This window comes from Neobacillus sp. DHD-1R (genome assembly GCF_057747995.1).
In genome coordinates this window covers 1,893,110-1,907,616 of sequence record NZ_CM173232.1, presented here as the reverse complement: position 1 = coordinate 1,907,616, position 14,507 = coordinate 1,893,110, and the positions used below count along the sequence as shown (strand labels likewise).

Here is a 14,507-nt window from a genome sequence, read left to right as displayed (position 1 = left end):
ATAAACCTGCAGCCTTAACCTATTCATCACTATTTCTTTTTCTCCTATTATTAAAGTAAAGGAATATTGGTAACGGAATCACGATAAAACCAAGGCTTTTGATGATTTGATTTTTTGCACTTTCTTTTATCCGGTTCTGTTCATCTTTTACTGACTGTTCATAACTGGCACGGATATCTTTTTCGGAAAGAAGCTTATCATTCTCACCTTTCACTTTTCCATCTTCTCTAATTTGCTTAAAATCCTCATAATTTTGATAATATGCTGGCGGACTTATTAAATCAGCAGCAGCCATAAAAATAGAAATCCCTCCGCCTATAACCATCATTAGCGTTGCGAACAAAACCAAATACGTATACAGGTGTCGTATCACCTTTTCATCCCCTTTTTCTTTATTCTTCACAGCATAAACAATTACAAAAATAATGATCACAGCAGGTAAAAATGTCATTAACAAGCTGAAAACAACCAATGGCTTTCCCCCTTTTTACCATGACTTTTTTTATTTTCAAATTCATGTAAGCAAACGATTTCACGTTCCTTTTAGTGTAATTTTACACTAAAACATCTTCGGTTAGAAGAGTTTTTATAAATTTTTTCAATCTTTGTGTCCTTAGCTATAAACAAACATACAAAAAGGGTACAGAATCGAAGCGATTCTGTACCCTTATCTTATTTCCTATTACATTACCCGTTTAAACATTTTCTCCATTTCATAAATAGAGTAATGGACGATAATCGGTCTTCCATGTGGACACGTGAACGGGTCTGAAGCTTTCCGCAAATCATCGAGAAGGGCTTGGATTTCATCGTTGCGCAAATGGCGATTTGCTTTTATCGAGGCCTTGCAGCTCATCATGATCGCTGCTTCTTCACGTAGTTTTTTAATATCGACTTTTTTCATCGATAAAAGCTGCTCGATCATATCCTCAATAATCTGCTTTTCTTCCCCTTTAGGAAACCATTGTGGATGGGATCGGACGATGAAACTATTCAAACCGAATTCCTCGAGAAACACTCCAACCTTTTCAAGCTCACTTAAATTCTCTGTAATTTTTACAAACTCATCTGTTGAATATTCGAATGTTAATGGGACAAGCATTTCCTGCAATTCTGAATAAACCTGACCAACTTTTTCACGAAAGTACTCATACTTTAGACGCTCCTGTGCCGCATGCTGATCAATGATATATAACCCGTTTTCATTCTGGGCAAAAATATACGTCCCGTGCATCTGTCCAATTGGATAGAGTCGTGGAATCCGGCTATTTGTTTGATCGGTATTCAAAACAGGAGAATTAAATTGATCATTTTCAAGATTATGAGTACCCTGATCATTCAATTGATGATCTTCAAATGTTTCCTGATTTGTTTCAAAAAACGGTTCAGAATTCCTACTAGAAGGTTGGGCAAATGGACTTTTTGACTCCCAAATAGGTGTGTCATCTCTCTTATCAAAATCTGCAGGAACATTTTCATCTTGTGGAACCGGGAGTGTTCGCGACTCTTGGATGGTTTGCTGAGGAGCCGTCCAGTTCCAATTTGTTGATTTATTATTAGCCTGCAGCTGGGTACCTTCATCAAGTATTAACGCCGTTTGCTCGGATTTTACTTCTTCCTTTTTCACCTGTGTATAAGCTGTCGGAATCAAGATTTTCGATTTAAAGACTTCTTTAATAATCGTTGTGACAAGCTCATTCAATTCCGCTTCCTTACTAATGCGAACTTCCATTTTTGAGGGATGAACATTGACATCGACAAGCAATGGATCCATCTCAATATTCATCAAAACAATCGGAAACCGGCCAATCGGAAGCAAGGTATGGTAGCCTTCCTGAATCGCCTTCGCCAACGGATAATTTTTAATAAATCGGCCATTAATCATCGTAGAAATATAATTCCTCGAGGCTCTTGTCACTTCTGGCATGGATGCATAACCGCTAATCTTGTAATCAAGTGACTGTCCGGTAATCGGCACCAGCTGCTTCGCTATAGCCATTCCGTAAATCGAAGCTAGCACCTGGCGAACATCCCCGTTTCCGTTCGTATGAAGCAGCTTTCGCTCATTATGAATTAAACGGAAGGCCACCTCTGGATGGGACAGGGCCAGCCGGTTGACAACATCGGTAATGTTGCCAAGCTCTGTGTGAATGGTTTTCATGTACTTTAAGCGGGCAGGCGTGTTGTAAAATAGATCTGTGATCGTGATATCAGACCCACGTCTCGCCGAAGCTTTTTCAAAGGTTTCGACTTTCCCGCCTTCAATCACCACTCGGTTTCCCGCTCCTTCGCCCGTGGAGGTCTTCATTTCGAGCCTGGAGACGGATGCAATACTAGGTAGGGCTTCACCACGGAAGCCAAGCGTACGAATTCTGAATAAATCATTTTCATTCTTGATTTTGCTGGTAGCATGGCGTTGAAAGGCGAGTAATACATCTTCTTCTTCAATCCCGTACCCGTTATCGGTAATTCGGATTTTAGCAAGTCCTGCTTCTTCTATCTCAATTTCAATCACTGTACTGCCGGCATCAATCGCGTTTTCTACGAGTTCTTTTACAACAGAGGCGGGCCGTTCAACCACTTCACCCGCGGCTATTTTGTTTGACAGGGCATCATCTAATTGAATAATCTTTCCCATAATATATGGCACCCCCTACTTTAACTTTTTGTGGAGTTCATACAGCAGGTTAATCGCCTGTAGTGGTGTAACATCTAATAAATCAATTTCTTTTATTTTCTCTAATACACGCTTTTCTTTAGAAGAAGGTTCCACTTTTTTCGGCCCCTTCGGCTCATCGAAAAAGGATAGCTGGGCCAGTTGTTCCTGATGCTTTTCTTCGCTTACAACTGCTTCTTTTTTTAAAGGTGTGGTTGGCTGAACTTCTGTCTGCTCAAGGGCCGCTAAAATCTCACTCGCCCGGTTTATTAATTCCGTTGGTAATTCGGCAAGCTGTGCGACATGAATTCCGTAACTCTTATCAGCCGGTCCTTCTTTAATTTTATGAAGAAAAACAACTTTGCCATTGTGCTCAATCGCACTGACGTGAATATTTTTAAGCTTTGATAGTTCTTGATCCAAAACGGTAAGCTCGTGATAGTGAGTGGAAAATAAGGTTTTTGCCCCAATCCGCTCATGAATATATTCAATTATAGCCTGCGCAAGGGCCATTCCATCATAGGTGGAGGTTCCACGGCCAATTTCATCAAATAAAATTAAACTGTTTTGTGTTGCATGGGTAATCGCATTGTTTGCTTCCAGCATTTCAACCATAAACGTACTCTGACCTGAAATGAGATCATCTGCTGCACCAATCCGGGTAAAAACCTGGTCAAATATCGGCAGCACTGCTTCTGACGCCGGAACATAACAGCCGACTTGCGCTAAAATAGCAATCAAAGCAATTTGCCGCATATACGTACTTTTACCAGACATATTCGGACCAGTGATTAGCATGACTTCTCGGTCGCTATCCATAAAGCAGTCGTTTGGCACATATTCTTGCGCGTTTAAAACCTTTTCGACTACGGGATGGCGTCCATCCTTAATGACAACCTTGCGCTCATTTGAAAAGTGCGGTTTTACATAGCGGCGCTCTTCACTCACCTGGGCAAAGCATTGCAGCACATCTAGGGTACTAACGGTTTTGGCCAATGCCTGCAGGCGCGGAATTTGTTCCTTAACAATCTCGCGAATCTCGGTAAATAACTCATATTCGAGCTCACCGCATTTTTCTTCTGCTTGTAAAATTAATGCTTCTTTTTCCTTTAATTCTGGTGTAATAAATCGTTCTGCATTCGTTAAAGTCTGTTTACGCTCATATTGGCCTTCTGTTAACAAATGCAGATTTGCCCTGGTGACCTCAATATAATAGCCAAATACACGATTATAACCAACCTTTAAAGATTTAATGCCGGTTTTCTCACGTTCTTCACGCTCAAGTTGGGCGATCCAGTTCTTTCCGTTCCGGCTGGCATCACGGTATTGATCCAGCTGATCATGGTAACCGTCACGAATGATGTTTCCTTCTTTTAATGAAAGCGGAGGATTTTCCACAATCGCTTGCTCCAGGATATCTGTGACTTCTTCACAAGGGTCAAGCAATTCTACCATTTCATTCATTTGTTCATTTTGCATACCTTGAAGGATTTGTTTTAAAAAAGGAACCTGCATTAATGAGCGCTTTAATTGGACTAAATCGCGGGCATTGACATTTCCAAATGCCACCCGGCCTGCTAATCGCTCTAAATCATAGACTTCCGTTAATTTTTCACGAAGTTCCTGACGCTCAAAATAATGATTGATTAACACGTCAACAAGGTTATGCCGGTACTCGATGTCTGCTTGTTTAATCAACGGTCTGTCGATCCAGTGTTTGAGCATCCTTCCGCCCATCGCTGTCTTCGTTTCATCAAGCAGCCATAATAAGGAACCTTTCTTTCCTTTGGAACGAATTGTCTCGGTTAATTCCAAATTTCGTTTTGAATAGTAATCAATTTTCATATATTGATGAATTTGATACGTCGTAACAGGCTGCAGGTGGTCAAGGCTTCGTTTTTGCGACCGGAATAAATAGTTAAACAGCCTAGCCACGGTAAGCTTTAATTTATCTTGATTAAGGGCTCCCAACAGCTGAGAAAAATTGATATCTATTGAACTATTATCCTCAAAGGAAATCGCCAGCACATCGCGTTCGCGCATTTTCTTTTGCAGTTCACCATCAAAATTGCTGGCAATGACTACTTCTTTGGCACTTAAGACGGCCAATTCGTTTAGCACTTCATCAAAATTATTGGAAAGAAGTGTAACCCGGCTCTCACCGGTTGAGATGTCGTTGTAGGCAAAACCATAGGTTTGATCGTCAAAGGCTGTAATCGAGGCCAGATAGTTGTTCTCTTTGTCCGATAATCCTTTTCCATCCATCACGGTACCTGGTGTGATTAGTTGGACAACTTCCCGTTTCACCATACCTTTTGTTTGTCTTGGGTCTTCCATTTGCTCACAAATTGCGACTTTATAGCCTTTTGAAATCAACTGTTCAATATAGTTAGCGGCTGCATGATAGGGAACGCCGCACATCGGAATTCGTTCATCGGAACCGCCCTCGCGGCTCGTTAAGGTAATCTCTAATTCTTGTGATGCTTTTACGGCATCGTCAAAAAACATTTCGTAAAAATCGCCTAAGCGAAAAAATAAAAAGGCATCTTGATAATCTGCCTTAACGGTTAAATATTGCTGTATCATCGGCGTATAAGCAGCCATAATGACCTCCACGGTTTTAATCAATTTTGTAAATATATCTTTTAAACTTCATAAAAGTCAAGCTTTCGCTTTTCATATTTCGATTTACTTCGACATACTATTATATCACATACCGTGGGTGTCAGGCACCCGATGAATATTTGCCAGTTTAAAAGGATTACTGAATAAATCTATTGAAATGATAAACACATCTAAATTTCGACTAATTCCGAAAGTAAATCATGATAAGATTCCGATAAAAGGATGGTGTCATTATGGAGTGGTTTGGCCGAAGTAACAAAAACTTTGATTTTCAGATGTTTTCAGTCAGTCACTTTGTTGTCTTATTTATCCTATTTCTCGTTTCGGTAATTATTTTTATATTTAGGGATAGGTTAAAGGATAAGGTTTGGAGACGAGCAGAAATCGGGGCAGCCATTTCATTGATCATCATGGAAATCACCTACCATATATGGATGTTTATTAATGGAAGCTGGAATGTCAGTCATGCCATCCCGCTTGAGCTGTGCAGCATCAGCCTTATTCTAACAGTATTTTTATTACTGACTAGGAAAAAGATCATCTACGAGATTTTATTATTTACTGCCTTACTTGGGGCATCACAAGCTTTGGTTACACCCTTATTAACTTATGACTTTCCACATTTTCGATTTTTTCATTTCTTTTATACTCATATGATGAGCATTTGGATCCCTCTCTATTTTACGTGGGTGAAGGGATATCGGCCAACCGTCTGGTCCGTCTTAAAGTTGTTTATTTTTTTGAATGTTTTGCTGCCGATTATTATGTTTATCAACAAGTTAGTCGGTGGTAACTATATGTTCTTAAGCCACAAACCAACAAGTCCGAGTTTATTAGATGTTCTCGGCCCATACCCATGGTATATTTTATCGTTAGAAGGTTTATTAATCGTATTGAGTTTAATCGTTTGGTTCATTTTCCGAGAAAAGACAACGGTAAACAAAACGGAAGTCGTCAGTGAACAGTCCATTTAATAATATGAACTGAACTTTTTATTGACCTTTTTCGATTAACTCATTATAATAAATAAGGTTCCTAATAAGTGTCTCAGTAGCTCAGTAGGATAGAGCAACAGTTTCCTAAACTGTAGGTCGGAGGTTCGAATCCTCTCTGGGACGTACAAAAGCCTTGATCATTCAAGGCTTTTTATTTTGGTTTAAATAATTGTTTGGTGGTTGCCGAAAATTTGCCGAAAATAAAAATTACCTTGCAGGTTTTATTATTCTGTATAAATCTCATAAATTCTTGATTTGCTTCCCCAAGGATGATATCCGTCACCTATATATGTAAACCCATATTTTTCGTAGTATCCAACGTGGTCCGTGCAAAGGTAAACTTTATTAAATCCTGCTTTTTCTGCATCAGCTTTAGCACGCAAAAGAAGTTTTTTACCCAAAGACCTTCCACGATACCTTTTTTCAATATAAAGAGCACAAATCCAAGGCCATAAATCCATACGACTAATAAAATCATTACTAATAAGACCCGCGCAACCAATAATTTCACCTAAGTCCTCCAATAAATACCAAATAGGAAGTGGACTATCGGTTGTTATCCCATGTGCAATACAATCTTCATATACTTTCATACTGTTTTCGTTTGCCCATATACTCTGAAAATACTTTATTGCTTTTTCTTTATATTCTGGATGTTCCCTTACACTTATTATTTTCATATTAAAATTCCCTTTGTTATCGTATATTTTTTAAAAGATGCTAGAACTTTTGAAATCGGTTACATATAACCCCCATTTCTATTATTATATAGAAAAAAATCAGTCAGCACATACTAAATCTTTCTAATGATAGTATATGATGACTGAATGACAAGTCTGTTTACTGATGCAATTGAGAATTGGGATGAGTAAATTTAATTATTTGTCCCACTTCAGAGCGTTAAGTGCCACCTTGGCAGCTTCTGCGATAAGCGCATTGTCATAGGCGGCATTCTGTGTATCGCGCCTGGATAGAACTGCGATGACAATGGGAGCTCTATTCGGCGGCCAAACAATCGCAATGTCATTCCGCGTTCCATAGCTTCCTGCCCCGCTCTTATCATCGACTTCCCAGCCTGTTGGTGCACCAGCACGGATCAATGCATCTCCAGTTGCATTTCCACGCATCCAATCTGTCAGGATCGTACGTTTTTCAGCAGGGAGCAAGTCACTGACTGCGAAAGCCTGGAGGCTCGTAGCAAGTGCTTTTGGTGTACTGGTGTCACGAGTATCTCCAGGAACAGCTGAGTTCAAATCCGGCTCGTACCGATCAACCTGGGTAACGTTATCGCCAATCTGTCTAAGCGCTGTTTCAAATCCCTCGGGTCCTCCTAATTTTTCTAATAAAAGGTTCCCAGCGGTGTTGTCGCTATATCGGACAGCAGCCTCGATAACTTCCCGAAGCGTCATCCCGGTGTCTACGTGAAGCTCTGTAACGGGTGAATACGATACGATGTCATCGCGGGTGTATGTGACTAACTCGTCGAGTTGATCAATTGAGTAATGCTGCAGCAATGCACCTGCGGCTAAAGCTTTGAAGGTGGATGCGTAAGCGAACCGCTCATCAGGCCGATAGGCAACGGTCCGATTTGTACCGGTATCAATCGCATAGACTCCGAGCCGGGCGTCAAATTTGCCCTCGAGTTGTGCAAACTCACGGTGTATATGGGGTGCTGGTGTTTTCTTGACTGCCTTTTCGGGCTTGTCAGAATGATTATTGGTGGTCATCGACCAGCCGGCAAGGGGTACAATGGCAACCACTAGCACAAGCAGGGCAAATATAATATTATTCATGCTGAAAATGTTATGTGTTTTCTTCAAGATCTTAACCTCTTTCTATTAATAGAATAAGTGGGTTTAATCATTATGTTTTGATTAACACCAATCGGCTGTTAACCAGCTGATCCTAAAAATTGTGTATTGCTTACTAATTCAATTCTATTATTTACGGAATGAAAAATTTTTGCAGTTTGCAGCTAATTTCAATATCACTTTCATAACCTTATGCTCCCCCGAAATGCTAGAGGAGAATTTCCTCCTTTCTTCAATATTGATTACATGCGTAAAATTAGCTTACACACAAAATACTACAAACGTAGTATTTGTTGCGTATTTAATACTACACGTGTAATAAAAAGATGTCAATCTCATTTTGAAGTTGGCTGTCCTTTTTCATTAAGGTCAAAATATGATCGAAAAACCCGCTGGCTGATGATATTGGCTGCACTGTGCGGTTGAGCATAACCATCACGGTAAGCATTTGGCACAATAACTGCAATGGCAATCTCGGGATTATTGAATGGGGCATACCCAGCAAAAGAAAGATTCCAAGTCTTCACCCCATTTTTATAGGATTCCGAGGTCCCGGTTTTACCCGCGGCATTGTACGGTTCGTCTTTAAAATAGCCCCTCGCTGTTCCTTTGGAACCATGGGTAACCAACCAAAAACCTTGTTGAACCCGCTTAAGCATCTCCTCACTCATATCCACCTGATTCAGCACCACTGGTTCGATTTCATCGATTACATTGCCCGGACCATTGCCATTCTTATTGGGTTCGCGAATCTCCTTCACCAATTGGGGCTTCATCCGGTATCCTCCATTGGCAATCGTTGTAATATACTGGGCAATTTGCATCGGTGTATAAGTATCTAATTGTCCGATAGCAATTTGAAAGTAGGTGCTTGGATTGGTTCCTTTAATTCCCGCCGTTTCGTTATCAAAACCTATACCGGTCGGAATCCCCAAACCATATTGGTTGAAATAATAGCGGATGGTTTCAATTTTTTTCGGATCGATATTCAATGTGCCATTGGGGACATACTTGCCGCCCATAATTTCAATCGCAGTTTTCCACATATAAACATTTGATGAACGCTCTAATGCCTCTAATTCGTTAATTCTATTCATGACTTGGTAAGAGGAAAAGGTGCCCGATCCCTTAAATCGCATAACTTCATCCAAGTCTATTTCTCCGAAATCCCTGACACCCGTTTGGTATCCGGTTAATACGGTGGCCCCTTTAACGACGGACCCCTGTTCAAACGCATAAGTGAAGGTTCCCGGTGTAAAATCCGTAAACTCCCGGGACTGCCTATTATACACTTTTCCTGACATCGCTAGAATGCGGCCTGTTTTCGGTTCCATTGCCACGACAAAGGCAGTGTCAAGGGTATCCGTATGCGGCTTTTGGATCGCATTCACTAACTCTTCCTGCATGATTTTTTCCACTTGGGCTTGGAACTCCATATCAATGGTCAGAACAATATCCTTGCCGCTCTGCCCTTCCGATACAGTCTCTGTACTCACCACATTTCCATTTTGATCGGTCACCGTCTTTACCTTTTCCTTTTTGCCCTGTAAAATGTCGTCATAAAACTCTTCAATATAACTTTTTCCCACTCGGTCATTCAGTTTGTACCCTTTAGCCATATAGTAATCTACTTTTTCTTCAGGAAGTCCTTCATCTGCACTTGTTACTTCCCCAAGCATATTCCAAAACGTTTTCCCGTAGGTGCGTCCCCGCTTCCAATCGGTCGTGCCATCCACTCCCGGCAGGTTTTCCAGATTTTCATTTACTTTTGCATATTCTTCATCAGTTACATTTTCGTTTTTAATCATCGTCGGGGTTAAAGCGATAGCGGACGATAGCTCCCGGTAGATGGCCGTCATATTTTTGTTTATAGTCTGGATGTCTGTTTCAGTAATTCGGTCTAATTTCAATTGATATAAATCCTTGTCGGTCAGCTTTTCCTGTTTGTATAATTTCTCCTCCTTTTTTGTGATTAAATCCGTGCCATTGTTATGTTTCAACAGCCAGATATCTTTCAAATCCCGATCGGTCACTTTATTGATCTCTTTCTCATTCATGTCAAGAAAGGTATCTAACTTTTCAGCCAGTTCAAGCAATTCGCCCGGCTGCGGGTTTTTCGGCGGGGTATAGATAATCGCTTTTTCTGGAATATTGTAGACTACTAACTTATGATTCGTGTCATATATTTTTCCGCGCGGAACGGAATAGCTGACGGGCGTCACATCCGTCATCTCTGTTTGAGCCGCATAGGCTTCCCCTTTGATAATTTGAATAACACCAAGCCTGAGAATCAGGGTGGAGAAAAGAACAAAGACCATGAAAAAGAGACCATTCAGTCTCCAGCGAATTGGGTTTTTTACTATATCTTCTTTCTTCTTTTTTTGCTTCATAATACATCAGTCCTTTCATACTGAGAAGTTTGTGAATAAGGTCGTCTATAAATACTACAATTGTAGTATTTTGTACCAGAAAGTCCCAAAAAGGAAGGGTCATCCTTTCTGGGGTTATTTATTAAAATATCTTTTTATGACGCAGGATTTGCTTGGCAATCTCCGCTGCCTTGCTTCCTTGGGCCTGCCCATCCTTATTTTGAATATTAATGACGAAATAAAAACGATTATCACCTTTATCGACAAAGCCAATAAACCAGCCATTTACATTCTTTCCATTAAGCATGCCGGTTCCCGTTTTACCATACAACCGTCCATTCTTTTGCTCATCAATGAAAATGGCTTGTTTAACCGCTTGAATATTTTCCTGTTTAAAACCAAATTGATTTTCTTCAAATGCATACAATAGTTGCACCTGTTCAATCGGCGATATTTTTAAAGAGGATTCCATCCAGTAGCTATCCAAATTTCCTGAAAGGTTCTCGTTTCCGTATTTTATCTTGTGAAAATATTCCTGAAGCTGCTTCCTCCCTACCTCTCGATCGGTATTTTGGAAATACCAATTTACTGAACGGCTCATTGCAGTCGTTAAATTTTGATTTTGATTCCATTCTTGAAAAGGATAAATATTCCCATCCCAAACCTGTTTATTGTTATTCGGGGAAATCACATTAGATTCCAGGGCAAATAAGGCAGAATAAATTTTATAGGTGCTATTAGGAGAAACTCTTTGTTCACTCATTTCTCGATTATAAATTTGATATTGTTTTTTTGAGGCATCATATAAAACAAAGCTGCCATTGTAGCCCTTAAAATAGGAACTTAAATCTTCGTAAATCGTATTCTTCTCACTGAAATGATACACATCATCCGGACTCGCAATGACTGTAGTGATTGGAGCAATAAAAAGTACAAAAATCCCCAAAACTGCACAGATGACTTTACTTTTCCATTTCAATAATGGCGAATCTTTAGAGAAGCTTGCAATGCGCTGGATTCTTTGTTTGATCTGTGTTTTTGTTCCCCCAATTCCCGGTGCAAACTGTCCATAATCCCGATCAGATTGTTTATTCGCAAACCGAATGATGGTATGCCCATATTCGATATATCCGCTCTCATCCAAGAGATTTAGAACGGAAGCATCACAAGCCAATTCCCGATCGATTCGTATCCTTTTTAAGGCATACCAGACGATTGGGTTAAACCAATAAATTAAATGAAAGAACCACATAACGTAATTAACGAACACATCTTTGCTTTTATGATGGTGCAGCTCGTGCAAAAACACGTATTTTAATTCATTTAACGAGAATGCTGCTCGCGTTTTGCTTGGTAAAAAAATATAGGGTTGAAAAATCCCGAACGTGATCGGCGAGGTAATAAAAGAGGTCTCCCGCAGCCTTATGTTTCTTTTCACCCCAACCATCTCTTTACACGCTTCTAATAGTTCATTTATCTTTTGGTTATGAACAGCCGCAGCTGACTTTTTGATTTGATAGATTTGATAGTTTGAATAAACAGCAGCCCCAACAAAAAGAACCATTCCAATGACCCAAACCGTAAAAAATGTATGGGTGACGAAATCTGGCGTTGACTTGTTCACAGATACCGTGAAATCGTGCAATAAATCGGTGTTTGGCGCCTGAGAAGGATCCAATCCATTGAACCTTTCACTCTTAGATGCTGCGTCTTTAGGAAAAAAAAGCAAGCTTTTCAAATATTGGGTTCCTTCTCCAAGACGAAAATTACTCCAAGGTAAAAAGGAGGCTATAATTGGAATGAAAAGAAAATACCAAATATGATAATTTGCTTTCACCGTCAAATGTTTGGAAAATAGCCTTTTGATCAAGAGAATCATGAAAATCAAGAGGGATACCACGACGGTACTTAATAAGATCCGCAGTAGAATGGTATCCATTATTTTTCCCCTTCTTTCTTATCCCTCATGGATAAAATTTTCTTTAATTCGGAAATATCTTCATTAGATAACTGATCATTTTCAATAAAATTTAATACCATTGAATTTAATGTGCCTCCGAAAAACTGCTGCAGAAAGGATTTACTTTTTTGCCCAACATATTCGTGTTTTTCAACCAGTGAAGTATAAATAAACACTCGGCCATCTTTTCTTGCGTGTAAAGCCTTTTTCTTGACCAGGCGTGCCAGCATAGTGTGAATGGTATTCGGTTTCCAATCACACTTTTTCGATAATTTCTCAACGACCTCAGGAGTCGAAATGGGCTCATATTTCCATATAACTTTCATCACTTCATATTCTGCTTCTGATATTTGTGGAATATCTTTCATAATGACCCTCCTACTTTTACATCTGTAGTATTTATTATAGCAAGATGGTCCAATTATATAAAGCATTGTCGTGTACTTTAGCCTAAGGTAAATAATCCCGTGTGCTGAGGATTTATTCTATACCATTCACCTCAATAAGTTAGTTCCTATCTGTTGAATGATTTCTCAAAAACCACATATGCATATACTAGCAGCTCCATTTTAAAGGAGGTAGTAATATGAATTATTCTCATCGGCCTAATGTAAGACCCAACCTTACTATAAAGACGCTCGTTCCTGAAAATCAGGAAACACCGATCCATTTTATTGCAGACGATCTTGTAAGTGAAAAGCTATTTTATAGAAGGAATCATTTTCCTTACCCCCACTTTGCATCATCCTATTATTTTCTTCCAATTGTAGGATTTGTGGACACTCCTAAGGTCTTTACTTTACAGGAAATTTACTCATTGCCTTCACAAACGATAAAAGTGGTTTTAGAATGTTCAGGTGATAAGCGTGAGCTATTTGAACCAAAAGTGTATGGGGAGAAATGGGGGAAAGGAGCGATAAGTCAAGGATTTTGGAAGGGTGTATCTTTAAGATCCTTATTGCAGTACACCGGATTGCTCGAAACTGCCAAAGAAATTGTTTTTGAGGGTTATGATTTTGGTAAAAGGACTGATTCTAACCAATTATTCTATTTTTCAAGGAGTTTACCCATTGAAAAAGCCCTTGATCCAGATACCATTATTGCATATGAATATAATAATCAGCCCATCTCCTTCAAGCACGGGTATCCCCTCAGATTAATTGTCCCTGGATGGTATGCGATGGCATCTGTAAAATGGATTAAAAAAATTAGTGTCATTGACCATGTATTTAATGGACCTTTTCAAGCTGTTGATTACGTTTACTATCCATACAAAGAAAACGATAATGGAAAAGTTCCTGTCACAACCATAAATGTTAACTCAACCATCAATTTTCCATTAAATATGGAATTATTACATACTGGAATTTATGAAATTAGAGGGATTGCCTGGACAGGTAAAGGAAATATAGCAAAGGTGGAAATTAGTATTGATGGCGGCCAGACCTGGGTTACATGCCAACTAACTACCTCACCCAAGAAATATGTTTGGGTTCGTTGGAAGCATATATGGGAAGCACAAATAAAAGGCGAATACACCATACTTTCAAAAGCCACAGATTCTAATGGCAATGTCCAACCATTAGAACCGATGTGGAACAGAAAGGGGTATGGCTACAACGCCTTAGATCGTATTAAAGTTAAAGTTGAGTAATTTTTTGTTTTTACCAGTTAGCCTTATAACAATACCATTTTTTCTAAGCCTCATTAATTGTTTAATGTCTTGGTGCCCACAATATAACTGAAACCCCTATTAAACAAATAATAGCTCCAATCCAATCGTATGTATCTGGTGTCTTTTTATCAATTGCCCATCCCCATAATACAGATAGAAGGATAAAAACACCTCCGTATGCTGCATATACTCGACCGAATGATGGGAAATTTTGAAATGTTGGAATTACCCCATAAAGAACTAAAATAATACCGCCAATAATACCATACCAAAAAGAATGAGCCTCTCGTAACCATAACCAAATTAGATAGCCTCCACCTATTTCAGCGATCCCCGCAAGTATAAATAATATTATCGTGTAAGTTATTACAACCACCTCCTCATAAAAATTATAATCTAACACGAGTACTTATACT

Annotated in this window: 11 protein-coding genes and 1 tRNA gene; 3 read left to right on the top strand and 9 right to left on the bottom strand. The window is 39.4% G+C overall.

Annotated elements, in window-relative coordinates:
* Positions 1 to 19: 19 nt before the first annotated feature.
* The 3 genes from AC3ANL_RS09145 to mutS form a co-directional block, all read right to left on the bottom strand.
* Complete coding sequence (locus AC3ANL_RS09145; RefSeq protein WP_488328908.1) at positions 20 to 472, bottom strand: hypothetical protein; 453 nt, start codon at positions 470 to 472, stop codon at positions 20 to 22.
* A 210-nt stretch (positions 473 to 682) separates the two neighbouring features.
* Positions 683 to 2,638 carry a DNA mismatch repair endonuclease MutL gene (mutL, locus tag AC3ANL_RS09140; protein WP_488328907.1) on the bottom strand — a complete coding sequence of 652 codons (1,956 nt, stop codon included), beginning with the start codon at positions 2,636 to 2,638 and terminating at the stop codon, positions 683 to 685.
* 15 nt (positions 2,639 to 2,653) lie between these two features.
* Complete coding sequence (gene mutS, locus AC3ANL_RS09135; RefSeq protein ID WP_488328906.1) at positions 2,654 to 5,260, bottom strand: DNA mismatch repair protein MutS; 2,607 nt, start codon at positions 5,258 to 5,260, stop codon at positions 2,654 to 2,656.
* Between the two features lie 254 nt (positions 5,261 to 5,514).
* On the opposite strand from mutS, the gene AC3ANL_RS09130 reads away from it, so the two are divergent.
* Both AC3ANL_RS09130 and AC3ANL_RS09125 read left to right on the top strand, forming a co-directional pair.
* Positions 5,515 to 6,255, top strand: coding sequence for a YwaF family protein (locus tag AC3ANL_RS09130; protein ID WP_488328905.1), 741 nt, complete (start codon positions 5,515 to 5,517; stop codon positions 6,253 to 6,255).
* A gap of 70 nt (positions 6,256 to 6,325) precedes the next feature.
* Positions 6,326 to 6,399: transfer RNA gene (locus AC3ANL_RS09125), tRNA-Arg, on the top strand.
* A gap of 101 nt (positions 6,400 to 6,500) precedes the next feature.
* Here AC3ANL_RS09125 and AC3ANL_RS09120 read toward each other — a convergent pair.
* From AC3ANL_RS09120 to AC3ANL_RS09100, 5 genes are all read right to left on the bottom strand, one after another.
* Positions 6,501 to 6,956 carry a GNAT family N-acetyltransferase gene (locus AC3ANL_RS09120; RefSeq protein WP_488328904.1) on the bottom strand — a complete coding sequence of 152 codons (456 nt, stop codon included), beginning with the start codon at positions 6,954 to 6,956 and terminating at the stop codon, positions 6,501 to 6,503.
* A 198-nt stretch (positions 6,957 to 7,154) separates the two neighbouring features.
* Positions 7,155 to 8,069, bottom strand: a complete 915-nt coding sequence (gene bla, locus AC3ANL_RS09115) for a class A beta-lactamase (RefSeq protein WP_488329690.1) — start codon at positions 8,067 to 8,069, stop codon at positions 7,155 to 7,157.
* A 353-nt stretch (positions 8,070 to 8,422) separates the two neighbouring features.
* Complete coding sequence (locus AC3ANL_RS09110; RefSeq protein ID WP_488328903.1) at positions 8,423 to 10,477, bottom strand: peptidoglycan D,D-transpeptidase FtsI family protein; 2,055 nt, start codon at positions 10,475 to 10,477, stop codon at positions 8,423 to 8,425.
* Positions 10,478 to 10,598: 121 nt separating this feature from the next.
* Positions 10,599 to 12,395: a BlaR1 family beta-lactam sensor/signal transducer gene (locus tag AC3ANL_RS09105; RefSeq protein ID WP_488328902.1), complete on the bottom strand. Its 1,797-nt coding sequence runs from the start codon at positions 12,393 to 12,395 to the stop codon at positions 10,599 to 10,601.
* Positions 12,395 to 12,784 (bottom strand): BlaI/MecI/CopY family transcriptional regulator, encoded by a 390-nt coding sequence (locus AC3ANL_RS09100; RefSeq protein WP_488328901.1) that lies wholly within the window; start codon positions 12,782 to 12,784, stop codon positions 12,395 to 12,397. Before AC3ANL_RS09100 ends, AC3ANL_RS09105 begins: the two co-directional genes overlap by 1 nt.
* Positions 12,785 to 13,002: 218 nt before the next feature.
* Here AC3ANL_RS09100 and AC3ANL_RS09095 point away from each other — a divergent pair, with 218 nt between their 5' ends.
* Positions 13,003 to 14,070, top strand: a complete 1,068-nt coding sequence (locus AC3ANL_RS09095) for a sulfite oxidase (protein WP_488328900.1) — start codon at positions 13,003 to 13,005, stop codon at positions 14,068 to 14,070.
* Positions 14,071 to 14,131: 61 nt separating this feature from the next.
* Here the strand turns inward: AC3ANL_RS09095 and AC3ANL_RS09090 are convergent, their stop codons facing one another.
* Positions 14,132 to 14,458, bottom strand: a complete 327-nt coding sequence (locus AC3ANL_RS09090) for a YnfA family protein (RefSeq protein ID WP_488329689.1) — start codon at positions 14,456 to 14,458, stop codon at positions 14,132 to 14,134.
* Between the last annotated feature and the right edge of the window lie 49 nt (positions 14,459 to 14,507).

Bases quoted from the DNA above. Each gene is read 5' to 3' on its own strand.
- bla (WP_488329690.1), bottom strand. From the start codon at position 8,069: ATGAATAATATTATATTTGCCCTGCTTGTGCTAGTGGTTGCCATTGTA.
- AC3ANL_RS09130 (WP_488328905.1), top strand. From the start codon at position 5,515: ATGGAGTGGTTTGGCCGAAGTAACAAAAACTTTGATTTTCAGATGTTT.
- AC3ANL_RS09095 (WP_488328900.1), top strand. From the start codon at position 13,003: ATGAATTATTCTCATCGGCCTAATGTAAGACCCAACCTTACTATAAAG.
- mutL (WP_488328907.1), bottom strand. From the start codon at position 2,638: ATGGGAAAGATTATTCAATTAGATGATGCCCTGTCAAACAAAATAGCC.
- mutS (WP_488328906.1), bottom strand. From the start codon at position 5,260: ATGGCTGCTTATACGCCGATGATACAGCAATATTTAACCGTTAAGGCA.
- AC3ANL_RS09110 (WP_488328903.1), bottom strand. From the start codon at position 10,477: ATGAAGCAAAAAAAGAAGAAAGAAGATATAGTAAAAAACCCAATTCGC.
- AC3ANL_RS09120 (WP_488328904.1), bottom strand. From the start codon at position 6,956: ATGAAAATAATAAGTGTAAGGGAACATCCAGAATATAAAGAAAAAGCA.
- AC3ANL_RS09100 (WP_488328901.1), bottom strand. From the start codon at position 12,784: ATGAAAGATATTCCACAAATATCAGAAGCAGAATATGAAGTGATGAAA.
- AC3ANL_RS09105 (WP_488328902.1), bottom strand. From the start codon at position 12,395: ATGGATACCATTCTACTGCGGATCTTATTAAGTACCGTCGTGGTATCC.